This window comes from Owenweeksia hongkongensis DSM 17368, from assembly GCF_000236705.1.
Lineage (GTDB): Bacteria > Bacteroidota > Bacteroidia > Flavobacteriales > Schleiferiaceae > Owenweeksia > Owenweeksia hongkongensis.
In genome coordinates this window covers 76,684-99,106 of record NC_016599.1, presented here as the reverse complement: position 1 = coordinate 99,106, position 22,423 = coordinate 76,684, and the positions used below count along the sequence as shown (strand labels likewise).

21 protein-coding genes and 1 tRNA gene are annotated in these 22,423 nt (G+C 39.6%); 12 read left to right on the top strand and 10 right to left on the bottom strand.

The features are described from left to right. Positions 1–171: 171 nt before the first annotated feature. Complete coding sequence (locus tag OWEHO_RS00460) at positions 172–1,419, bottom strand: ABC transporter permease (protein WP_014200476.1); 1,248 nt, start codon at positions 1,417–1,419, stop codon at positions 172–174. A 96-nt stretch (positions 1,420–1,515) separates the two neighbouring features. Between OWEHO_RS00460 and purH the strand changes: the two genes are divergently transcribed. Genes purH through rodA form a run of 6 tightly spaced genes read left to right on the top strand, consistent with a single transcriptional unit; the run spans position 1,516 to position 8,537 of the window. After that, positions 1,516–3,033: a bifunctional phosphoribosylaminoimidazolecarboxamide formyltransferase/IMP cyclohydrolase gene (purH, locus tag OWEHO_RS00455; RefSeq protein WP_014200475.1), complete on the top strand. Its 1,518-nt coding sequence runs from the start codon at positions 1,516–1,518 to the stop codon at positions 3,031–3,033. Positions 3,034–3,042: 9 nt separating this feature from the next. After that, complete coding sequence (locus tag OWEHO_RS00450; protein ID WP_014200474.1) at positions 3,043–4,068, top strand: rod shape-determining protein; 1,026 nt, start codon at positions 3,043–3,045, stop codon at positions 4,066–4,068. Positions 4,069–4,081: 13 nt separating this feature from the next. After that, entirely contained in the window at positions 4,082–4,912 is an 831-nt protein-coding gene (gene mreC / locus OWEHO_RS00445) for a rod shape-determining protein MreC (RefSeq protein ID WP_014200473.1), read from the top strand. Then, positions 4,909–5,418 (top strand): rod shape-determining protein MreD, encoded by a 510-nt coding sequence (mreD, locus tag OWEHO_RS00440; RefSeq protein WP_014200472.1) that lies wholly within the window; start codon positions 4,909–4,911, stop codon positions 5,416–5,418. Before mreC ends, mreD begins: the two co-directional genes overlap by 4 nt. Positions 5,419–5,421: 3 nt before the next feature. After that, a complete protein-coding gene (mrdA, locus tag OWEHO_RS00435) occupies positions 5,422–7,278 on the top strand; it encodes a penicillin-binding protein 2 (protein ID WP_014200471.1) in 1,857 nt (618 codons plus the stop codon). After that, positions 7,278–8,537 carry a rod shape-determining protein RodA gene (gene rodA / locus OWEHO_RS00430; RefSeq protein WP_014200470.1) on the top strand — a complete coding sequence of 420 codons (1,260 nt, stop codon included), beginning with the start codon at positions 7,278–7,280 and terminating at the stop codon, positions 8,535–8,537. Before mrdA ends, rodA begins: the two co-directional genes overlap by 1 nt. Positions 8,538–8,872: 335 nt before the next feature. On the opposite strand, the gene OWEHO_RS00425 is transcribed toward rodA, so the two are convergent. From OWEHO_RS00425 to OWEHO_RS00395, 7 genes are all read right to left on the bottom strand, one after another. Beyond that, entirely contained in the window at positions 8,873–11,026 is a 2,154-nt protein-coding gene (locus OWEHO_RS00425) for a peptidylprolyl isomerase (RefSeq protein WP_014200469.1), read from the bottom strand. Between the two features lie 122 nt (positions 11,027–11,148). Then, positions 11,149–12,405, bottom strand: a complete 1,257-nt coding sequence (locus OWEHO_RS00420) for a hemolysin family protein (protein WP_041627289.1) — start codon at positions 12,403–12,405, stop codon at positions 11,149–11,151. 32 nt (positions 12,406–12,437) lie between these two features. Beyond that, positions 12,438–12,635, bottom strand: coding sequence for a hypothetical protein (locus tag OWEHO_RS00415; RefSeq protein WP_014200467.1), 198 nt, complete (start codon positions 12,633–12,635; stop codon positions 12,438–12,440). Further along, on the bottom strand, positions 12,628–13,185 hold the full coding sequence (gene lptC / locus OWEHO_RS00410; protein WP_014200466.1) for an LPS export ABC transporter periplasmic protein LptC: 558 nt from the start codon (positions 13,183–13,185) through the stop codon (positions 12,628–12,630). The genes OWEHO_RS00415 and lptC overlap by 8 nt, the downstream gene beginning before the upstream one ends. Then, on the bottom strand, positions 13,182–14,591 hold the full coding sequence (locus tag OWEHO_RS00405) for a hypothetical protein (protein WP_014200465.1): 1,410 nt from the start codon (positions 14,589–14,591) through the stop codon (positions 13,182–13,184). Before OWEHO_RS00405 ends, lptC begins: the two co-directional genes overlap by 4 nt. 16 nt (positions 14,592–14,607) lie before the next feature. Next, complete coding sequence (locus OWEHO_RS00400) at positions 14,608–15,927, bottom strand: PorV/PorQ family protein (RefSeq protein WP_014200464.1); 1,320 nt, start codon at positions 15,925–15,927, stop codon at positions 14,608–14,610. Beyond that, positions 15,911–16,636: a type III pantothenate kinase gene (locus OWEHO_RS00395; protein ID WP_014200463.1), complete on the bottom strand. Its 726-nt coding sequence runs from the start codon at positions 16,634–16,636 to the stop codon at positions 15,911–15,913. The genes OWEHO_RS00400 and OWEHO_RS00395 overlap by 17 nt, the downstream gene beginning before the upstream one ends. A 128-nt stretch (positions 16,637–16,764) precedes the next feature. Here OWEHO_RS00395 and OWEHO_RS00390 point away from each other — a divergent pair. Continuing rightward, positions 16,765–16,837 (top strand) — tRNA-Phe (locus OWEHO_RS00390). A 607-nt stretch (positions 16,838–17,444) separates the two neighbouring features. On the opposite strand, the gene OWEHO_RS00385 is transcribed toward OWEHO_RS00390, so the two are convergent. Together OWEHO_RS00385 and OWEHO_RS00380 are read right to left on the bottom strand one after the other, a co-directional pair. After that, a complete protein-coding gene (locus OWEHO_RS00385; protein WP_014200462.1) occupies positions 17,445–17,867 on the bottom strand; it encodes an ASCH domain-containing protein in 423 nt (140 codons plus the stop codon). 3 nt (positions 17,868–17,870) lie between these two features. Beyond that, positions 17,871–19,934, bottom strand: a complete 2,064-nt coding sequence (locus OWEHO_RS00380; RefSeq protein ID WP_014200461.1) for a GNAT family N-acetyltransferase — start codon at positions 19,932–19,934, stop codon at positions 17,871–17,873. A 513-nt stretch (positions 19,935–20,447) separates the two neighbouring features. Between OWEHO_RS00380 and OWEHO_RS18565 the strand changes: the two genes are divergently transcribed. The 5 genes from OWEHO_RS18565 (at position 20,448) to OWEHO_RS00365 (ending at position 22,404) form a co-directional block, all read left to right on the top strand. Then, positions 20,448–20,873: a helix-turn-helix domain-containing protein gene (locus tag OWEHO_RS18565; RefSeq protein ID WP_014201344.1), complete on the top strand. Its 426-nt coding sequence runs from the start codon at positions 20,448–20,450 to the stop codon at positions 20,871–20,873. A gap of 102 nt (positions 20,874–20,975) precedes the next feature. Then, a complete protein-coding gene (locus tag OWEHO_RS18560) occupies positions 20,976–21,383 on the top strand; it encodes a hypothetical protein (RefSeq protein WP_223252703.1) in 408 nt (135 codons plus the stop codon). Continuing rightward, positions 21,328–21,465 carry a hypothetical protein gene (locus tag OWEHO_RS18750; protein WP_407635935.1) on the top strand — a complete coding sequence of 46 codons (138 nt, stop codon included), beginning with the start codon at positions 21,328–21,330 and terminating at the stop codon, positions 21,463–21,465. Before OWEHO_RS18560 ends, OWEHO_RS18750 begins: the two co-directional genes overlap by 56 nt. Beyond that, positions 21,447–21,740 (top strand): integrase core domain-containing protein, encoded by a 294-nt coding sequence (locus OWEHO_RS18555; RefSeq protein ID WP_316928308.1) that lies wholly within the window; start codon positions 21,447–21,449, stop codon positions 21,738–21,740. Before OWEHO_RS18750 ends, OWEHO_RS18555 begins: the two co-directional genes overlap by 19 nt. 151 nt (positions 21,741–21,891) lie before the next feature. Beyond that, complete coding sequence (locus OWEHO_RS00365) at positions 21,892–22,404, top strand: hypothetical protein (RefSeq protein ID WP_014200460.1); 513 nt, start codon at positions 21,892–21,894, stop codon at positions 22,402–22,404. The last annotated feature ends 19 nt before the right edge of the window (positions 22,405–22,423 follow it).

Below are 22,423 nucleotides of genomic sequence, written 5' to 3'. Positions count from 1 at the left end.
CACGCAAAGCCGCGAAGTCGCAAATAAACTAAAAGCTTTAACGCTCACTCTATGAAACTCTGCATCCTCAGTGGTTAAAAATAGGAGCGCTGATGAAATTGCACATTTTGTTTTTCACTCAAAGCCGTGCTGCACCTTTATAACATTTAACCTTATAACCTTCAAACCAATCTACCCCCCACTCCGTATGGCTTCCACAGGATCTAACCTTGAAGCAATATAAGCCGGAATAAAGCCGGATATTACTCCAATAACTGCGGAAATCGACAATCCTTGAATCACATTTTTTGGCGAAAGCATAATATCGAAATCAATAGACGGCCCAAAAATTAAAAGGAGTAGATAAACTATCAGAATACCAAGACTTCCACCAATAAGGCATAGCACAATAGATTCTAGTAAAAACTGAAGGAGAATAAAGTAGTTTTTAGCTCCAAGGCTTTTTTGTATTCCAATTTGATTGGTACGCTCGCGTACACTTACAAACATAATATTGGCAATACCAAAACCTCCTACCAAAATACTGAAACCGCCAATTACAGCACCCGCTGCGCCTACTATTCCGAATAAAACATCCAAACCTCCGGAAATCAATGACATTTCATTCAGTGCAAAATTATCATCAGCTTTTGGTTTCAGCTTTCTGATGGAGCGCATAAGCCCGCGGAGTTCATCTTTCATAGCAACTAGCTCCACATTGTCTTTGGTCATAGCCATAATGAAAGCACCATTCTGGTCTTCCACATTCATAATGGCACGTGCAAAATTCATCGGAACTACCATAAATTCGTCAATATTCTGCCCCACCAAACTTTGACCTTGTTTTTCAAAAACACCAATTACCCGCATCTTACGTCCCATCATTTTCACATCCTTCCCAATAGGGTTTTGTGAACCAAATAGCCCTTCCGCAAGGGCTGAACCTATTACAGCAACAGGCGCTCCAGACTTAGACTCTTGAGGACTAAAATATCTACCCTCACCTAAATCATAATTCCAAATTTCATAGTAGTCGTGTGTAGTTGGCAGTACGGTTGCGTTTTCAATACTATTAAGGCCGTTCTTCAAAGTCTTGTTCATGGCAAACGCATAGCACAAAGCTTTGGTGGTAGTGGTTCTATTTTCTAGCTTTTCAAAATCAGAATAGGAAGGCTCAGGTCGCTGAAAGTATTGCCACCACTTGTATTCACCACCGCCACCGCCCCAGGGCATTTTTTGGATATATACCACATTGCTACCAAGCTCAGAAACACTGCTACGGATGCTTCGCTCCAAAGAATCAACAATGGTGAACACTGAAATGATGGTAAAAATACCAATGGTGACGCCCAGCAAACTGAGTATTGTCCGTAGTTTATTTACCGTAAGGGCATGGATTGCAAAATTGAAACTCTCCTTAAGGATTCTAAAAAATATCATATTTAAACAGAAAGTGTAAATATAGTTGAAAAAGCAGGCCGAAGGATAGGGATTCCGCGCTGATTTTGGCTAAATTCGCGGCTTCAATTTTTTTTCATGTCACATACATCAAATAATCCAACAGCCCTTATTTCAGTATTTTATAAGGACGGTTTAGAAGAATTAGTTAACTCATTGGTAAAGAGAGGTTATACTCTACTTTCAACTGGTGGAACACGCAAGTTTATTGAAGACTTGGGCCACCCTGTGCAAGCCGTGGAAGACCTTACCAGCTACCCATCTATTTTGGGAGGTCGTGTAAAAACTCTTCACCCAAAAGTTTTTGGAGGAATCCTTGGCCGTAGAGATTTAGAATCTGACCGTGAGGAAATGAGTCAATATGAAATTCCAAATATTGATGTAATCGTTGTTGACCTTTATCCATTTGAAGAAACCGTAAAGAGCGGGGCTTCTCATGAAGATATTATCGAAAAGATTGACATCGGTGGTATTTCGCTTCTACGCGCTGCCGCTAAAAATTATAAGCATACCCTTATTGTTCCTTCACGTGACCTGTACGCTGATGCGATTGAGGTATTTGAAAAAGGTGAGCCTACTTTAGAAGACCGCAAGCGTTTTGCAACAGCTGCTTTTGGAGTTTCATCACATTATGACACCGCTATTCATGGCTACCTTATGGGTAATGATGAAGATTCAAACACGCTTACTCTAGGTACCAAAAATCCACTTCGCTATGGCGAAAACCCTCATCAGGAAGGTGCTTTTTATGGTAACATGAATGAGGTATTTGAAAAACTTCACGGAAAGGATTTATCATACAACAACCTGCTTGACGCTGATGCAGCAGTAAGTTTGATAAAAGAATTTGACGACACTACTGTAGCTGTAATGAAGCACAATAATGCTTGTGGTATTGCTAGCCGCAGCAATGTGCTTGATGCCTGGACTGATGCCCTTGCCGGTGATTCTGTTTCAGCTTTTGGAGGCGTAATCATTTCAAATACTGAAATTGATAAAGCTACCGCTGAAGAAATTCACAAAATTTTCTTCGAAATCATTATCGCTCCTTCCTACACTGCCGAAGCGCTGGAAATCCTTCAGCAAAAGAAGAATCGAATTATCTTGATACTAAAAGATTTTGAGATGCCTAAAAAACAGTATCGCTCTCTTTTAAACGGTATCTTGGTACAGGATAAGGATAACATTACAGACACTCGTGAGATGATGGAGGCCAAAACAAAAGCCCAACCATCAGAAAACGAATATAATGACCTGGTTTTTGCGTCTAAAATTTGCAAGCATACTAAGAGCAATACCATTGTGTTAGCTAAAAACGGACAGCTTTTAGCAAGTGGCACAGGGCAAACTTCTAGAGTAGATGCACTAAAGCAGGCTATAACCAAAGCCAAAAATTTTAAATTTGACCTGCAAGGAGCTGTTATGGCATCTGATGCTTTCTTCCCTTTTCCTGACTGTGTGGAGATAGCCGACAATGCCGGAATAACAGCCGTAATACAACCAGGGGGTTCTGTAAAAGATCAGCTATCTATTGATTATTGCGATAACCACGGCATGTCCATGGTATTTACAGGTACTCGCCACTTTAAACACTAAAAACGCCCAATGGGATTATTTGATTTATTTAGGGAAGACATTGCCATTGACTTGGGAACAGCCAACACGCTGATTATTCACAATGACAAAGTGGTAGTGGATGCTCCGAGTATTGTGGCACGTGACCGCACTACCGGAAAAATTATTGCTGTAGGTCAGCAGGCCCGTCAGATGCATGGAAAAACACATGAAAACATCAAAACCATTCGCCCATTGAAAGATGGTGTGATTGCCGATTTTGAAGCTTCAGAAGCCATGATCAGGGAAATGATAAAAAGCATTCCTTCCTTAAAAAAGAGATTAATCCCCCCTGCCCTTCGCATGGTAATTTGTATTCCTTCCGGTATTACCGAAGTGGAAAAACGAGCTGTAAGAGATTCAGCTCAGCATGCTGGTGCCCGTGAAGTATATCTTATTCACGAACCTATGGCTGCGGCTATTGGTACTGGTGTAGATGTGCAAGAGCCAAAGGGAAACATGATAATTGATATAGGTGGTGGTACTACCGAAATTGCCGTTTTGGCTTTGGGTGGTATCGTTGCCGATAAATCTATAAAAGTAGCTGGTGACGTTTTTACTAATGACATCAGCTACTATATGCGCACCCAGCATAACCTTTATGTTGGTGAGCGTACTGCCGAAGAAATCAAAATTCAAATTGGTTCTGCCCTTGATGATTTGGAAAACGGACCGGAAGATATGGCTGTTCAAGGCCGTGACCTCCTTACCGGGAAGCCAAAGCAAATTATGGTAACCTACAAGGAAATTGCAAAGGCATTGGACAAATCCATCATGCGTATTGAAGATGCCATTATGGAAGCACTTTCCATGACTCCTCCAGAGCTTGCCGCTGATATTTACAACAGTGGAATATATATGGCCGGTGGTGGTTCTATGCTTCGTGGACTGGACAAGCGTGTTTCTATGAAAACAGATTTACCTGTTTACGTTGCCGAAGATCCGCTTAGAGCTGTAGTTCGTGGTACGGGTATCGCCTTGAAAAATATCGGCAAGTTTAACTTCCTGATGTCATAAACCTATTCTGTAAATGCGCAACTTACTGGCCTATCTTTATAGAATCCGGATACTCATACTTTTTGTGTTTCTGGAGGCCATCGCATTTACATGGATTAGTGCCAGCCGCAGTTATCAAAGATCTGTATTTATAAACTCTGCGAATTCCGTTACAGGTGGTATGCTACAGCGCACTAATGATGTAGAGGAATACCTTGACTTGGTAGATCAAAATGAAAAGCTGGCTGAGGAAAATGCAAAACTTCGCAACCAAAGTGAAGGTTCCTTCTTCCCTCTAAGCACCGACACCACTACCGTTATAGATAGCTCAAATGCTATTCGCTACACTTATATTGATGCTGAAATTGTAAGCGGCAGCTACCGCAAAGCCCGCAATTACATGACTATAAACAGAGGTAGCGTGCATGGTGTAGAAAAAGGTATGGGCGTAATTGGAAGCAAAGGAATTGTGGGGGTAGTAAAAGATGTCAGCAAACATTTCTCTACGGTTATTCCACTTATCAATCCTTCATTTTCAGTAAGCGGACGAATCAAAAACTCTGGCTATTTTGGCCCTGTTCTATGGAATAACAATAATTATCAATACGCCTACCTAACGGATATTCCCCGCTACGCAAAGATCACAAAAGGCGATACGATCGTTACTGATTCACGAAGCCTTTTATTCCCAATGGGACTTACCATCGGCTATATTGATTCTTATAACCTTCAGGAAGATCAAAACTTCTTTGCTGTAAAAATCAACTTGGCAACTGATTTCGCATCTATCCATCACGTATATGTGATTGAAGACAAAATGAAACTTGAGGTCCAAAACCTTCAAAGCCAACAGGACCCAAAATGATAACCGCACGCAACATATTGTCCTTTTTGGTGCTGGTACTATTTCAGGTTTTCATCTTGAATAATATTGATTATTCCGGCTATCTAAATCCTTACGTGTACATATTATTTGTAATGATGCTGCCCGTAAAAGTACCGCGGAGTACAGTGTTGATACTTGCATTCCTTATGGGCTTGTGCATTGACATGTTTGAAAACAGCGGTGGTGTACACATAGCTGCTACCGTATTTTTGGCATACATTAGAATTCCACTATTAAAAGTGGCTACGCAAAAGCGAGGTGAAGATTTTCTTAGCGTAAAACCAAACAAATTAGGACTGGGTAACCTCATTGTTTACGCTCTACTTTGTATCCTGATTCATCATTTCTTACTATTCCTAATAGAAAGTTATAGCTTCCGCGACATCGGCACAGTATTAGTGCGTACTATGATGAGCAGTATCTTTACCTTTGTATTTGTTCTTCTGGTGCAGCTCTGGAACTTTAGAAAGAAGGATCGAATTTAATTCATGGAACGTAAGTACTTATTCTATTTCTTTTTCATTGGCCTAGCCCTCATCTTTATCGCCCGCCTGTTTTACATTCAGGTTATTCGCACTGATTTTCGCCTTTCGGCAGAAAATAATGTGATTCGAAAAGAGATGGTGTATCCTGGTCGTGGGTTGATTTTTGATCGTCAAGGAAAACTCCTTGTAGGCAATCAATCTGCTTATGATATTATGGTGGTACCACTTCAAGTGGAAAGCCTTGACACGCTTGAGTTTTGCGGTCTACTGGGAATCACCAAAGAGCTTTTTATCAGTAAAATGGCCGAAGCCAAAGCTTACAGTTACCGCAAGCCATCGGTATTTGTAAAGCAAATGAGCAAGGAGCATTACATTTCCCTTCAGGAAAAACTATACAGCTTTAAGGGGTTCTTCCCGCAAAAGCGGATCCTTAGAGATTATGCATACAACTCTGCGGCCAACGTTACAGGGTTTATTGGCGAAGCTTCCGATAGATTTTTGGCCGACCATAGCACTTACAAAAAAGGTGACTTGGTGGGAATTACCGGAATCGAAAAATCGTATGAAGAAGTATTGCGTGGTCGTGCGGGTATTCAATACAAAATGGTGGACGTACACAACCGTGTAAAGGGCCGTTTTGAAGGTGGAAAATACGATACCCTTCCCGATCCTGGGGCCGACATTATTTGCTCTATAGACATTGACTTACAAAAGTATGGTGAGCAACTCATGAACGGAAAGCGCGGAAGCGTAGTCGCTATCGAACCTTCATCTGGAGAAATACTGGCTTTGGTAACCAGTCCAAGCTATAACCCCGAACTTATGGTGGGCCGTGAGCGCACAAAAAACTACGGACGCTTGTTTGTGGATAGCATCGAAAAACCTCTTTATGATCGTGGTCTATTGGCAGAATACCCTCCTGGCTCCCCTTTTAAAGTAGTTAACGCCCTTATTGGTTTGCAGGAAGGTACACTTACCCCAACCACCGCCTACACCTGTCATCATGGTTTTCATTATGGAAGGCTTCATGTGGCTTGCCACTGCGGTACAAGCTACCCACTTCCATTGCGCACTGGAATTAGTAAATCCTGCAACAACTACTTCTGTACAGCATTTAAAGGCATTATTGAAAACTATCCTGATGCCCACCAAGGTATGAATGCCTGGAGTGAGCATGTGAAAAGCTTTGGTTTGGGAAAATTCCTAAACAACGATTTACCTACAGGTAGAAAAGGTTTTGTTCCCGATGCTGATTATTATGATCGTGCTTTTGGATATACCGGTTGGAAAGCCGTGAGTGCTATTTCACTTGGAATAGGCCAGGGAGAGCTTTTGGTAACGCCTATTCAGCTCGCCAACATGACTGCGGCAATAGCCAATAGAGGTTACTACTACACCCCTCATATTCTTAAAAAGGTAAATGGGCAACCCGTAACTGACCCTAATTATACCGAGCCAAAACACACCACTGTTGATCCCAAACATTTTGACATTGTAATAGAAGGAATGTTTGATGCTTTTGAAAAAGGTACGGCTCGAGGCAGCCGATTAGAAGGCATTGAAATGTGTGGAAAAACTGGAACTGCCGAAAACCCTCATGGGCAAGATCACTCCATATTTGTGGCTTTTGCACCAAAAGATGATCCCAAAATTGCAATTGCCATTATTGTTGAAAATGGATATTGGGGAAGCCGATGGGCCGCACCAATTGCCAGCTTGATGATTGAAAAATACATCAATGGAGAAATCACCCGCGAAACTCTTGAAAAGCGTATGCTAGATGGAAGTCTAAAAGAAGAATACCAGAAGCAACTTGACGCAGTGTATGACAAAAAGAAACTGATAGCTGAAAACAAGTAATGCGCAGTAACGGAAGCCTTTTTCAAAATATAGATTGGATACTCGTATTTCTATACTTCGCCCTAGCGCTGCTGGGTTGGCTAAACATTTATGCAGCTGTTTATAATGAAGAGTTTAGCAGCATTTTTGACATGAGCCAAAAGTATGGCAAGCAGCTACTTTGGATAGGCACTTCCGTAGTCATCATCCTCGTCATTATGTTTGCCGATGCTACTCTCTTCCAAACCCTGGCCTTCCCCATTTACATCATTTCTATACTCTCGCTGCTCGGGCTTTTTGTGTTTGGTAAAGAAATAGCCGGAGCCCAATCATGGTACGCCTTTGGTAGTTTCAGTTTACAACCTTCTGAGTTTGCCAAGTTTGCTACAGCCCTTGCTACAGCTAAATACCTAAGTACCAAAGGAGTTTCCATGAATAGCTGGAAAGACCGTTTTGTGGCTTTAATTATTGTGTTTCTTCCTGCAGCCATTATTATCCCACAGCCTGACCCGGGTTCGGCATTGGTGTATTCTGCATTCTTCCTAGTTTTTTACCGTGAAGGCCTTTCCGGAAATTACATTTTTGCCGGCTTTGCACTTGTTATTCTATTTATCCTCAGCTTACTTATCAGTCCTCTTTATCTATTTCTTTTTATCGCGGCTATTGCCGGAATATTCATTTTCCTTTATCGAAGATCGAGAGGTGCTATTGTTCGCATTATAGCATTAACCTTATTAGCTATTGGGTTTATTCAAAGTGTGGATTACACCTTTAATAATGTGCTGGAAGATCGTCACAGAAACCGTATCAACATTTTGCTTGGCAAAGCACACGACCCAAAAGGAATTGGCTATAACACCGCCCAATCTATGATTGCCATTGGCTCTGGTGGACTTACTGGCAAAGGATATTTAGAAGGTACTCAAACCAAGTTTGATTTTGTGCCCGAGCAAAGCACCGACTTTATATTCTGTACTGTAGGCGAAGAATGGGGCTTTGTTGGGAGCTCTGTGGTTGTGATTCTATTTGTCCTTCTCTTCTTTAGAATCATCATTGTGGCTGAAAGGCAAAAATCTGCCTTTAGCCGCATTTATGGTTATTCGGTAGCCTCTATCCTCTTTTTTCACTTTGCAGTGAATATAGCCATGACAATAGGCCTTGCGCCCGTAGTTGGTATTCCCCTTCCCTTCTTCAGTTATGGAGGTTCTTCCCTTTGGGGTTTTACCCTCCTCCTATTTATCTTCATCAAGTTGGATAGTAATAGAATGGAAATTCTTTAGGGGCTAGATTTTATACATTAGATTACTTAGGGGAAATAGCAATAGGTTAGTGTTGTAAGGATTGTAAAATCCGTGATTCTAACCTCATATGCCACTGGCTAACGATTCTACTATGATATTATACCTAAAGTAAAATACTGCTTCCTTAGCGCCACCATTTTATCCTGGTTTTAAAGTATTCTTAAAATTGTTCCGGCAGAGGTGTCAAACTCTGTTTAACAATTACTGACAGTTGTTTTAACCATTGTCAAGGTTAGTCCTTAGCATAGAACAAAAAAATCCCCTTCTCAGCTAGGCCTAGAAGGGGATTCAATATTTTTAAAACTTAGGTTCTACTAGTAGAACTTAGCTCTTCTATCATCAAGCTTAGCATTCTCTTTAAGAGATAGGAAAACCTGACCTTGTACTCTACCTCTGGTAGCCTGTTGTTGTTGGTTTTGCTGCTCGCTATAATCAGGAAGCTCAGCTGCTGGAGTTTTGTTGGTAAGCTGAATTACAAATACGCCTCTGTTACCTTTGATAGGCTTAGAAGTTTCTCCATCATTCATACCGAAAATGGTTCCGATTACTTTTGGCTCACTACCAAAACGCCCCAAACTTGGTGCTCCAAAGTTTACGGCCTGAGTAGTAACAGGAGCGCCTGCAGCTGCACCAATGGCATCAATATCCCCGGTTGCTCCTTCAAACTTCTTCATTAGCATATCACCTTTCTTAGAGTTTATCACCATTGGGCGTATGTTCTCTTTTACAGCGTCAAGGCTTCTATATCCATCTTCCATGGCATCAGTAAGAAGTACTACTACGTATGAAGAGTTTCCATTGTTAAACAATTGAATGTCGCCAATTTCGGTATCCTCACTGTTGATTCCATTTGCCCAGCGAATAATCTCGCGGTTGTTACCCAATCCCGGGATACTTTCGTCAAAAGGCAAAAGACCAGTGGCAGGACGTGGTGTGTAACCTTTCTCTTCCGCCTTAGCGGTAAAATCTTCAGTACCTGAAACGCTTGAAGCAAATTCACTTGCTGCTGAGTAAATATCATCGATAGTCTGCTCTGTTGGTGCAATCTCACGACTGATAGACAAAAGCTTCACAGCTTCTGAACTACCTTTTTGATCTAAAATTTCGATAATGTGGTATCCAAACTGAGAAGGCACCATAGCTATTTCACCTTTTTCATTTCTAAAGCTGAAGTTGGAGAAAGAAGCCACCATTTGCTTGTCACCAAACCAACCTAGTTCGCCACCATTTGCACCAGAACCTGGGTCATCAGAAAGTTCTTTTGCGATAGCCGCAAACTTTGAAGTATCAGCTTTTACAACTTCCAACAAGCTATCAACAAGAGCCTTTGCTTGTGGCTGGTTGCGTGTTTCGTTACCTCCTTGCAATCCTTGGAATGAAATAAGAATATGGCGTGCTTCCACAGAATCAGGAAGATTTCTCTTATCTGTAACCTTGGTAATGGCATAGTATCCGTTTGCCTCATAAGGCTCGGTTACATAACCCACAGGCTGCTCCATGATAGTCGTATCCAATCCTTGTGGAAGGTTAGCCTCTCTATAGTAATCAGGCATTACTCTAATATCAGAACGGCTGCTTGCATAAAGTGAATCATCAGCTGCAAAAGCAAAGTTTTCAGCGCTATCTGCTGCACTGATGTATCCTTTCAACTCATCCTGCAATTCTTTTCTGTCAGCTTCAGAAGCCGCAATAGGAAAGTTTACATAAAGGATATCAGCTGATTTTTCTGCTTTAAAATCTTCCTTATTCTCGTTGTAATAATTTTTAAAATCTGCATCGGTCACTTCTACTTCCTCATCTTTAATAGATGAAAACTCAAGAGCCGCCATTTTGATATTAGCAGAAATGCTGCTTGACTGAAATGATGCCTTAGCAATTTGTTTAGGCACATAAAGTCCTTTTTCTACAGCTTTATTATACTTTGTTTGAAGAGCCATGTCCTTTTGCCCTCTTTCAAAATCTACCCATTGCTGGTAAGCTTCGGCAGCCTGAGGGTCAACATTCATGTTGTCTCTAAGGTTGGTGATGTATTGCTGAAACATACCTTCGCTAAATTGGCCAGTCACCTGATCCTTAAAAGCAGGGGCACTTTGAATAGAAGGGTTAGCTTTTAATCTTTGGTACAACTCTCGGCTAGACACCATAAATCCAAGATTATCGTACTGCTCGCCCATTACTTCTTCACGAACAATCTCATTCCATACACCATCAGCAATTTGCTTACGGGTAATAAATTGGGCTTGCTGTGGGTTTTGCTGACGGATTATTGCTTCGCGCTCATCCATGCGCATGGCAAATTCTCGTGACTCTACCGTTCTGCCATTCACCTTTCCTACCACATTAGCATCGGCTCTAAATAATGAATTGCCTGATCCCAAAAGGTCGGTAAGAATGAAAGCCAGCATGGCCACACCTATAATACCAATCAATAAACCTGAACGTTGACGTATGCGCTCTAAAGTCGCCATGTGTATTTACTCTTTAAAAATTAAGGTTGCGAATATACAATTGTACAATCAATAAATGAACGGAAAAATAGACTCGGGTGAATATACCCGACATCTGGCACTTTTTGAAGGAAAAATATTACCTACTCGTTGGTCACTTTTAGATGAACTATTTCAATTTTGCTGTTGGAAACATCTTCCATTTTCATGGTAAATGGTTCCAGATAAAGCACCTCTCCCTTTTCGGGAATGCTCTCCAAATGGTTCAAAATCAAACCTCCCAGTGTGTTGTAATTGTCTGATTCAGGAAGCTCCAAATTGTACTTCTCATTAATATAGTCAATTTCCTGTCTAGCAGAAAAGCGAAATTCTGTATCACTTATTTTGGTATCAATTAAATCTTCCACATCATGCTCATCATCTATCTCACCAAATAGTTCTTCTACCACATCTTCCACGGTAATTAGTCCAGAAGTTCCTCCAAATTCGTCAAGTACCACAGCAATGCTCCTTCTATCTTTTATCAATGAATTTAAAATCTCGTTGGCCGTCATACTTTCCGGAATAAAACTCACAGGACGAAGAATGGAGCGAATATCTTTTGGCTTTTTGAAAAGCTCAAAACTGTGAACGTAGCCAATAATATTGTCCACACTTTCTTTATAAATAAGGATTTTAGAAAGATTAGATTCGATGAAGTTTTCGGTAAGGGAAGCTAAATCTGCTTCCACATCCATGGCAATAATCTCCGTACGGGGAATCATAAATTCCCGTGCCTTTTGCTCGCTAAAGCCTAAGGCATTCCTAAAAATTTGAATTTCAGGATCCTCCTCATCTTCATGCTGTGATGAAGATTCAGTACGTTCCCTTACATAGTTGTCCAAATCTACTTTATCAAAAGCCTGTTTTCCTTGCTCCTCACCAGCGCGTAAGATGTACTTCATCACAAAGTTACTCACACCTATCATTAAGCTTACTATAAGGTAAAACAGCCAATAAAAGATGTAGCTCGGCAGTGCAAACACCTCTAGCAATCGGGTTGAAAAAGTATTAAAAATTGCTTTCGGTAAAAACTCAGCTATCACCAAAATAAGGATGGTAGAAATTAAGGTTTGAACCAAAAGCAATGCATACTCATTACTAAAAAATCCGCCTATGTATGGGTTTATAGCTTCCAGATAGGGATTGAGCAACTCCGGCATAAACATACCGTAGATTACCAAAGCAATATTATTACCTACCAGCATGGTAGCAATAAATCGCGAAGGTTTTTTAACCAACTGACTCAGTAGCTGATAAGCAAAGTTTCCCTTTTTGTTTTCAATCTCAATATGAAACTTGTTGGACGAAACAAAAGCAATTTCTACCCCCGAAAAGAAGGCGGAAAAAAGAAGGGACATTATAATTATGGCAACTATTGTCAAGGTCTTATCTAAATGTTTTTATTGCGTTCTTCAAACTTTTGGCGCTGCTTTTTCCTAAAGAAAAACATAAATACACCAAATACCATAAAGCCTACAAATACCCAAAATTTGGTATCAAAGGTGCCCCAAAGATCATACACCTCAAAAGCAGATGTTGCGGCCACTACTAACCATAATATTTCAACTAATCTAAAAGCCTTACTCATCTTCTATCGCTATTTGTCCGGTTACTTTACTGATTGTATAATTATCAAAACTTTGATCAGCTTCAAAGCCTTCTCCCATAATTATTTCTTTACCCGTGGTAATTTTTACAAATACCTCGGAGTAAATTTTCTCTCTTTTCTCGTCCCAGTACAGCTCTTCAGTATTTAGCTGCTCTCCTTTCTTGTTTACCACAACTACATCGCCTGTAGCATGCCAAAGGCGTCTATTTATAAAGTTTGTAGCCTGATTCGCCTTAAGACGCGTTTCCTGCACCCCTTGACTATCAAAAAAGAAAACCTCAATACCTTTTGGAAACTTACGCTGTGGATCCTCCAGCTGCGTATAGCTTTCCGCTAAAGGTGCCTCTAGTTGCAATCTTACAAAGCTACTGTCCGAATACTGAAGCACAAGATTCTCCTGAACATCCATGGGTAGGTTGTCCTCCTTGGTAATCTCTTGCACCTGCTTGATATCATTACTACATGAAAACAAAAAAAGCATTGCAACCGAAGCTGCAATGCCTTTTGTTAAAATGTGCTTCTTTATCATAAATTGTAATCCACCGTAATGGTTTCACCAATAAAACATCCAATGCTGTATTTATCACCTTCTTTTTTACCAAGCTGGAAGATAATACTCTTATCAGGAAGTTGACCTTTATATGCGGCAATAAGTTTATTGGCCTTATTTGCCATTGAAGGATCAATACTTTTAGCATACTTCAGCTTATCTATTGCAGCCCAGTAAACTGCTTTCTTTTCAAATACATTGCTACCACACTGTCCATCAGCCTGAGCGTAAATAGTTGCTAATATAATGTATGGAGTACCAGACTTCTTGTTATAAGATGCAGCTTTTAAAGCAGCAGCTTTAGCATTAGCTAAGCTTCCCATTTTTTGGTAGGTAGTAGCAATTCTCAAGTAATCACTAGATTGTTTTCTAGGGTCAGCTTCTCCATTGGCAGCTTCTTTTAAGTACTCAATACCTTTTGAGTAATCCTTATTTTTAAGTGCAATGGTTCCAACAGCTCTTGCGGAAGTAGGCGAAGGCTCCAGTTTATAAAGTGCTTCAGCAATCTTAAAGAAGATAGGATCATCTGTACAGTCTACAGTTTCTCCTTCATCATTTTCGCGCTCGCGGCTAAGCATTTTGGCAGCTCTACGCAACCAAGTTGCATCCGTCTTATTAGCTGCAAAGCTTTCCTCATTATAAATAAGAGTTAACTTCTCGCATGTAGCGATTGGCCCTAATACTTTCTCATTATTAGAAACTACATCGTCAAAACGACCTAGCTCACGCTCAGCTTTTTCCAGCTCCTTTGTTTCCTTGTCAGTAATAGTAGAGTCTTCCACTTTTGCCTGAAGTGAAGTTATCTCACGGTTCAAAACATCGGTATTGTACTCCAACCCTTCTTGCACCACACTATAGGCAAAGAAAACATCTTTTATTTCGAATATATCAGCGTTGAAAAGACGAGCTGCTGTGATAAAGTATGCATTATAAAATGCCGCACTGTGCTCATTGCTCAGCTCCAATGCTCTTTTAAAAATATCATACGTTTTTTCAAGGCTATCAGGACTATGCTGAACCATATCCAAACCTTTTCTTTCCAAAGCGTAAGCCTCATCATCCGGATAAAGCTCGATTCGTGTATCATACACATCATAAAGCATTGCTGTAAGCTTAGCTTTCTCTTCAGGAGTGGTAGCCGCTTTTAGTTTTGCTTCCACAATACGTGGTCCAAATATCACATTGTTTTTGCTCGAAGCTGGGCAGTTTTCAAATACATATGTCCAAGGCTCATAAGCCTCATCGTAGTTTTTGCTTTTTGCTAATTCATAATAGATGTAAAGGTTCTCACGACACTTTACGCTATCCTCTCCCCACTTGCTTTGCGCGCTAGCTACATTGTTCACCCCTACTAGGGCTATTACTACCCAAAGTAACTTTTTCATTTTTCTCTTTATTAATTTAACGATACTTGTACTTGATAAACCATTTATCATTAAGGTTGATTCCCAGATAAATGTTCAGATAATTTTCTTGGATCAGGCCGTTTTCAACTGTTCCTCTTCTTCCTAAAATAGCTCCGATATTAACGGTACTGGCCTTTACTTCTCCAGGTGCCAAGTTTTTATGACGCACCGGCAATCCCATACCAAATGATATGCCATACTCCTCTAGCTGGTGCCCACCCACGGAATAAGGTGTCTGTCCGTAAAACGCTCCAAGCCTATATTCTATACGGCTTAGGTAGTTATTTTTCTTACTCAAAGATTCTGACATAAGTGAAGGAACTACAAAACCTCCTACCTCAGCACGATAGCCATCTGCCAAGCCTCCAGTGCTTCCTGAAAAATTCTTGAACTCTGAACCTTGATAAAGTTCAAAGTCAGCAGCTACCAACCATGCGTGATTTAAGCTCTTATTTGTTTTTTTACCGTAGGAAAGCCCAAACTTAAACTCAGTTGGCAAAGTAATATTCCCACCTTCTACACCGTCAGAGTTGAGACTATCAATAGGAGTACCGCCATCACTTTGTACGTACCATTGCTGGTCCATAGTAGCGTTGAGCTTACTTTTTAGAGTGTAAGTTGCTCCAAACCCAAGTTCTTTATTATTGGCTAAATCCAAACTATACTGAGCCCCAAAATCAAAATTAAATCCTCTTGCTCCTAAGTTTTCACTTTGCCATGAATTGAAAATTGAACCTTCAAAACTAGTACTGTTTTCCTCTACCAATTTCCCGAAAAGGAAACTTGTGTTTACTCCTACAGAAAAGTTTTTGAAAAGGGTAAAAGCATTTCCCCAATATACTTGGCTCATACTACCACTACCTACAAAATTGTCAACAATTTCGATTCCATCAGCGGCAATTCTGGTATTAGTAATATTGTATCCCTTGTATGAATATGGCTGCACACCAAATGCACTTCCCCACCAATCTTTTATGGGCACTCCAATTGAGAAATATCGAATTCCGGCTTGACTATTTTTTACTGATACATCCGGGTTTTCCTGTTGCTGTTCAATAATTCTAAACTGAACACCAATATCAAAAGAGGTAAGCGCCAAATTAGCATAACTAGCGGGGTTGCTCATATCAATACTTTGAGCATCTTTCATTCCGATGGTTGCCCCACCCATGCCTAATCCTCGGGTATAATTTTTTCGCTGTAAATCTCCCACCCCAAGTCTACTGTATGGTGACACAGAGTTTTGCTGCGCAAATGTGGAAAGGGAAATAATAAAAAAAGGGATTAAGAAAATCCCATTAAAGCATTTCTGCATGGTAATCCAGAATATTATTGAGTCCTCGAAGTAAAAATTCAGGCGCTGCAAAGATGCTATTTTTTAGCAAGGCATCAAATAAACCTGCATCGCCACCAGTAATAATGGTTATCAACTGTGGAAAACGCTCTTCATAACGTTGTATTGTGCCCCGCACCTCTTCTTTTATTCCCGTTACCACACCAGATGCAATGGAGCTTGATGTACTGGCCCCAATAAGATCTTCGTAATCTTCTTCACTTACCAAAGGTAATTTTGCAGTAAAGTGATTCACTGCTTTAAAGCGCATTTGCAAACCTGGAGAAATAGCACCTCCCAGATAAACTGAATTTTCGGTGATTAAATCATAAGTAATACAAGTGCCCGCATCTATCACCAAGCAATTTTTACCTGAATGCAAAGAAGCGGCTGCAGCGGCAAGAGCAATCCTGTCCAAGCCTAAAGTGTCTGGAGTTGTGTAACCTATCTTATACGGTAGCCGTAAATTATGGCTAAGCTGAAATACAGGAAATGAAGCCATCGCTTTTAATGCTTTATATAAGTCGTCACCGACCACCGAGGAAACAATAGCTCGCTGAACGGGAAATTTACTGAGCAGCTTTTCCAGCTCATTATACTCTGCATTTAAAACTCGACTTTCTACTAGCTTACCAGAGTCAAACCACGCCACTTTGGTGCGTGTGTTGCCTTCATCAAAAATTATATTCACTGTGTTTCAATAAGATGGCAACAAATGTAAAATCCATCTGCAATTTATTTGATGGTAATTGAAAAAACTTTTTACATTTGCGCCCCGCAAACGAGATAAGAAGCATTTGTTTCAACGTTTGCACCAACGGTGCCTTAGCTCAGTTGGTAGAGCAAAGGACTGAAAATCCTTGTGTCCCTGGTTCGATTCCTGGAGGCACCACCGAAATTAAGCCTTCAACAGCTTGATTACAAAGGAGTTAACAAACGTTAGCTCCTTTTTTTTTACTCAAAATCCACCTCAAAATCCTGATTTAGAACCATTTACATCCATGGTGTCCCGGTTTCGTTTACTAAAAAATTAACACCCTGACTGACAGATTAATATTTTAAAAAACTCTAGTTACGTACTGACAATCAAAATACAATAAACCACTGATTATCTAACACTTACCATGGTCACCACCGTTGACTTTTACCTTATATCACCTAAAAATGGGTCGAGAATGGGTCGAACAAAAAGTTGCTCGCGGTCGGAAAAATATTGATGCATTCAAGTTTCAAATTCGAACTAAACCTTAATATTTTGTAAGTGTGTCCGTGGTTCGATTCCTTTTAAAAAATGAACTGTTGCTGTAGCACTGAGGGTAATTCAGCTTAAGCATCACCTAATAATAAGGTAATGGAAAATAGTGAATTCACACATAAATCTAAATATTGAAACCACTACTAAGAGAGTCATTTGAGCCATAGATAAATAATAAATAGCTCATGATTTGCAAATTATCGAGGTCGAAATCACCAGGAAGACCACGAAAACTCTACCCAACTTACGCTTGAGTTAAAGAATTTGAAACCCATTCTCTACTAAAATATTTAAATGTTTGTGGGGGAGTGAACTTTGGAAACTGTTCTCTAATTTTTCCTAAGGGAATATTAGATCTAAGTCTTCTTGAATTTTCAATAACAATGCCAACCGCAAAATTTGACCTAGAATAATAATCATTAAACCTAACCTCATCAATTCCAAGAACGTCAGAATGCTTTTCCCAAATTTCCTTTGGAGAGGACTTAATAACCTCTTGAATTTTACAAACACCAATGATAGCCATTACTGGAGAAGTACTGTACACAATCATCAAATCCCCAGGATTAACGGTTGGAGATGCCTTTCTAAGTTCTATTCTTTTAGAACCGTCAAAGATTTTATTTGCAAATTCTGGTTTTATTGAAACAACAATAACCTTGTTCATACTTTATAGAATTCCTCCTAATTTATAGATTTCCAAAAAAACATCGTTAGATACTTCCAAGGGACTTGCGAAAGTATTTCTTTTTCTGTTGTTTGCTTTAAGTACGTGATTTACATTTTCAAATGACACTGCTGTTTTAAACACTTCAGTATCCCTAAACCTTAAAGCTTTCACCAAACCATCATCATTACCCTGAGCTAGGTGAAAAATATTTTTCCATTCGTAAATTCCAAAATGTTTCAATTTGTGGAATAACTCCTTTGCTTTACCCACATAAACTTCATCCAGATAGGAACATGCAACCACTGAATTAACCCTTGTGGCCCCTCTATCTCTTGTACTACTTGCATACCACAGCAAACGTGCCGGAACTTTTTCGGAAACTGGATTAACACTTCTATAATATACATTTTCTCGGCTCCAAGCCAAAAAGGCATCAGCTCCAAACATTAACTCGTTAGCAGCGTAATGATCAAATAGTTGACTAGCCCAATGTGGCTTAATTGGAATGATATAGGTTGGTAAGTCAACGTTATTAAATTTTAGCGGCCACAATTTTCTCTCAAGGCTGATTCTGAATTCATTAAACTGAGGTTCCTGTAACTTGATTTTAAGAGTTTCTTCATCAAAAACATTCTTAACTCCAGAAATTTTTAATAATTCAGAACTATTAATAATACCTCGAGCTGTTACTTTCATCCATAAATCGTCTTTAAGCGTGAATCCCATAGACTCCAGCGTTTCTTGATCCACAGAGTCAATATACTTATCACAAATAGTAACAAGATCCTTCTGGTTAGAAACTGCAAAATCAATAGTTTCAAAAACCAATTGAGAAAAAAGAGTTTTAGCCAATTTACTTTTTGTAGTTCGAATTAAAGGAACAGTCACTTCTTGAGGTTTTGATTCACATATCAAAACTCCATGAATCGCCTTATTTTTATCCCTTATGACTCTCGCAGAACAGTTTTTAACATTAGAAGCGGATCTTGTAAAAATTTCTCGAAGCTCATGTTTTCTTTCACACTGGTCTTTTGCTAGTATTTTTTCCAGTAATTCATCGACCTCTCCAGATTTGAGGCTGCTATAATCATAATTAACACCTGCGATTCTGGTCGCTACATAATCAGCCTTATTACTACTTTCATCTACCAGCAGAATTATATCAATTGGTCTTAAAATATGAGTGCCAAATAATTCCAAAATTCTGTCACTTGCATTGAGGATTCCCTTGTCCTCCGTAATAAAATACTGTATTCCACTTGCTATGCATTCAGAAAGCTGCTTCTTATCTGAAATATCGTTTGGTGAAGTTCCAAACAAAATATTATTAATCTGATCAAAAACTTCATCACGATAATCTGGATTAAATTTTGCCTCATTGAAATTGGTAAGAAAAGACCTCGTTTTCTTAGCCCTTTCATCGCCCTTATCCCTTTTTATTTCATTATAGATTTCAGGAGAATAATAATAGTCAACTACGTCCACCAACCAATCCTCCAACAAAAATAGAGCCCCTGAAACTTGGTTTACAGAATTACTTCTAAGCTTAATTATAATATTTGCATCCAAGATAACTTTATGCTTTGAGGAACTAATTTGGGTAAAAGAAAACAAATCATGGTTACCAAAGTCATACCACCACTTATACAACCAATACTCCTTTTTACTTCTGCTTCTGACTTTATCCATAGCCTTAAAACCATAGCTTTCCCAAAGTGCAGAAGCCTGTTTGTAATCTGTACGACAACTAAGAGCAATACCCTTTAAAGACCCTCTAAATTTAGATTTCAAAAAATCCAACAGTTTTTTTGAAACACCTTGCCCTCGTGCTTCCTCTGATATACATAATTGAATTATCCTTATCGACCTTTTACTTTTTGTAACAGAGAATAGAAGGTAACCTAACAAGTTGCCTTCCACATGAGAACATATAAGATACTCTTTATGAGCATGTTCAAAATATGCTCCCTCTGGAAAATGACCAAGGGTTTTACTGTTTTTTGTTCCCAGATTTACCACCTGTTTTATTAGGTGATTATTGTTTCTCACAAACTCTGTTTCCATAATTTCCTACTATAAATTTAGCCAGAAGTCAAACGAATATAACATAGTGTTTGGAACTAGAGTGTTAAAGCAATCCATCCTTAGGGTTGATTGAGACATTTTTAGTATCAAAACTACCATCAATGTACATTGTCAAATCCTTCTAAAGGTGTATTTACCTCGCTTTCCAAACATGACTTAAAAACTGTGATTTTTTAAATTCTTCACGATTTATTGTCGTTATCGAAAGTAATTCATCCAAAAAAAAGAATGAATTTAGCTTATTAGGAACCGCTGCCATAGTCCTACCCCCTATTGAACTAAACTTTTGGTCGAAATTAGGTCGAGAAAGGGTCGAGAGAATAATTTACCACTGAACTAGAGCTTGTTTACCGATTAATAATCATGCATCTAGTGGAACCTAAAGGTGTGCTGGAGGCACCACCGTAAAAACCCTCATACGAAAGTGTGAGGGTTTTTTGTTTTCTGTTAGCTGTCACGTCCTGAAATAGCGTTACACAAATTTGTAACCTTATGAAAGACAATGGCTACGTAAAGCGTACACAAAAAGATTACAGCTTAAACTTCAAGCTGCAAGTTGTCCAAGAAATAGAACGGGGCGAGTTAAGTCAGCATGGAGCAGTCCGAAAATATGGCATTCAGGCTCGCAGTACTGTGCTGAGTTGGTTAAGAAAGTATGGTAACTTTGATTGGGAAAATCAAACTCCAATACAAATGCCCAAAACTCCAGAACAAAAACTGATGGAACTAGAGCAAAAAGTTCGGCTATTAGAAAAGCAGAAAAAGCAGCTGGAACATCAAATAGAACGAGCCGACAAAAAGGCGATCATCTTTGATATGATGATAGATATAGCCGAGAAAGAGTACAATATTCCAATCAGAAAAAACTCCTTACCCGAACAGTCAACCAATACAAAGAACACTACCAAGAAAGCCTAACGGCTACCTGTAGATTGTTCGGGTATAGCCGTCAAGTTTATTATCGCGCCATTAAAGCCGAAGAAGCCAAAAAAGCAACGTGCGCAAAAAGTAGTATCACTCGTGCAGGAAAAGCGCATGTCCATGCCTCGGCTAGGCACACGTAAACTTTACCACTTGCTACAGCCAGAGCTGCAAGCACTGGGCGTGGGTCGCGATAAATTGTTCCACATTCTAAAAGCAAATCACATGTTAATACAACCCAAGAAATCATACCATATTACCACCAACTCACACCATAGGTTCCGCAAACACAAAAACGTGATTGCAGACTTACCCATTACCCGGCCAGAGCAGCTTTGGGTGGCCGATATAACTTATGTGGGTACCCGAGAAAACCCCATGTACCTGGCTCTAGTTACCGATGCCTACTCAAAAAAAGATAGTAGGCTACAATGTATCAAACAGTTTGAGTGTGGATGGTGCGCTATCTGCCTTAAAGCAAGCTATCAAAAATCGAAAATACCCTAGCCAACCTCTGATCCATCACTCAGACAGAGGCCTACAATATTGTAGCACCGATTACCAAAACAACTGGCTAAAGCCAAAATAACCTGTAGCATGACAGAGTCTTATGACCCATATGCCAACGCCATAGCGGAACGTATAAACGGTATTTTAAAGCAAGAATTTATTGAAGTAGTAAAGGCCGATAAACTAGACATCATGAAGCCTTTGGTGGAAGACAGTGTAAGCATTTATAATAAACAAAGGCCACACCTCTCCTGCCAAATGAACACTCCAGAACAAATGCATAAACAAGATCAGGTCAAAATAAAATCCTATAAAAAACAAAACCTTGGTGAAGCTAGCTTCACCAAGGTTTAATTACTATGTTTAATCTATATAAAAACCTGTATCGGTTATTTAGGACGGGACAAGCCTTTGAATGCATATCCCAAAATTGTGTTAAACTCTATCACCAATGCAACAGCTATCACGTCCTGAATATATATTTGAACTCAACTAAAACACAATTATGAATAAACTAACGTTAGCGCTAGCCGCATTGGCTCTGCTCTCTGCTTGCCGTGAGAAAGAGTACATTCCCACAGACACATTTCTTGACCTGGAACTAAGCGCAATTAATTCCAAAAATGCGCCCAGCAAAAAGGCTATTGTAACAGTGGAGCAGGTTATTTTGCAACGAAACCTAAGCGATAGTATCGCTTATGACAGTATCCCCAGATCGAGTAAAGAGGTTCTACTAAATTTAGAAAGCTCAGAAAAAGAATGGCTCGGTACCTGTTACATAGAGCAATCAGGTTTTGTTAATCACCTTGAACTTAATGTCTCGAGCATTGCTCTTCAAACTGATTCAGAGTTTATCAATTACAAAGTGCCTACCAACTGGTGGACAGGTATTCAAAACTTTAATACAAACCTCAACCCCGCAAATTCAGATCCAATACTTATTCAGCTTGACCTAACACAATCGCAGGTTTTGGACTCCAACAATCAGAAATGGATAAATCCTGTTTTCATCAAATAATGCTTCTTCTTAAATAACC

Coding starts and splice junctions, on each gene's coding strand:
- OWEHO_RS00460 (WP_014200476.1), bottom strand. CDS start 1,419: ATGATATTTTTTAGAATCCTTAAGGAGAGTTTCAATTTTGCAATCCAT.
- purH (WP_014200475.1), top strand. CDS start 1,516: ATGTCACATACATCAAATAATCCAACAGCCCTTATTTCAGTATTTTAT.
- OWEHO_RS00450 (WP_014200474.1), top strand. CDS start 3,043: ATGGGATTATTTGATTTATTTAGGGAAGACATTGCCATTGACTTGGGA.
- mreC (WP_014200473.1), top strand. CDS start 4,082: ATGCGCAACTTACTGGCCTATCTTTATAGAATCCGGATACTCATACTT.
- mreD (WP_014200472.1), top strand. CDS start 4,909: ATGATAACCGCACGCAACATATTGTCCTTTTTGGTGCTGGTACTATTT.
- mrdA (WP_014200471.1), top strand. CDS start 5,422: ATGGAACGTAAGTACTTATTCTATTTCTTTTTCATTGGCCTAGCCCTC.
- rodA (WP_014200470.1), top strand. CDS start 7,278: ATGCGCAGTAACGGAAGCCTTTTTCAAAATATAGATTGGATACTCGTA.
- OWEHO_RS00425 (WP_014200469.1), bottom strand. CDS start 11,026: ATGGCGACTTTAGAGCGCATACGTCAACGTTCAGGTTTATTGATTGGT.
- OWEHO_RS00420 (WP_041627289.1), bottom strand. CDS start 12,405: ATGTCCCTTCTTTTTTCCGCCTTCTTTTCGGGGGTAGAAATTGCTTTT.
- OWEHO_RS00415 (WP_014200467.1), bottom strand. CDS start 12,635: ATGAGTAAGGCTTTTAGATTAGTTGAAATATTATGGTTAGTAGTGGCC.
- lptC (WP_014200466.1), bottom strand. CDS start 13,185: ATGATAAAGAAGCACATTTTAACAAAAGGCATTGCAGCTTCGGTTGCA.
- OWEHO_RS00405 (WP_014200465.1), bottom strand. CDS start 14,591: ATGAAAAAGTTACTTTGGGTAGTAATAGCCCTAGTAGGGGTGAACAAT.
- OWEHO_RS00400 (WP_014200464.1), bottom strand. CDS start 15,927: ATGCAGAAATGCTTTAATGGGATTTTCTTAATCCCTTTTTTTATTATT.
- OWEHO_RS00385 (WP_014200462.1), bottom strand. CDS start 17,867: ATGAACAAGGTTATTGTTGTTTCAATAAAACCAGAATTTGCAAATAAA.
- OWEHO_RS00380 (WP_014200461.1), bottom strand. CDS start 19,934: ATGGAAACAGAGTTTGTGAGAAACAATAATCACCTAATAAAACAGGTG.
- OWEHO_RS18565 (WP_014201344.1), top strand. CDS start 20,448: ATGAAAGACAATGGCTACGTAAAGCGTACACAAAAAGATTACAGCTTA.
- OWEHO_RS00365 (WP_014200460.1), top strand. CDS start 21,892: ATGAATAAACTAACGTTAGCGCTAGCCGCATTGGCTCTGCTCTCTGCT.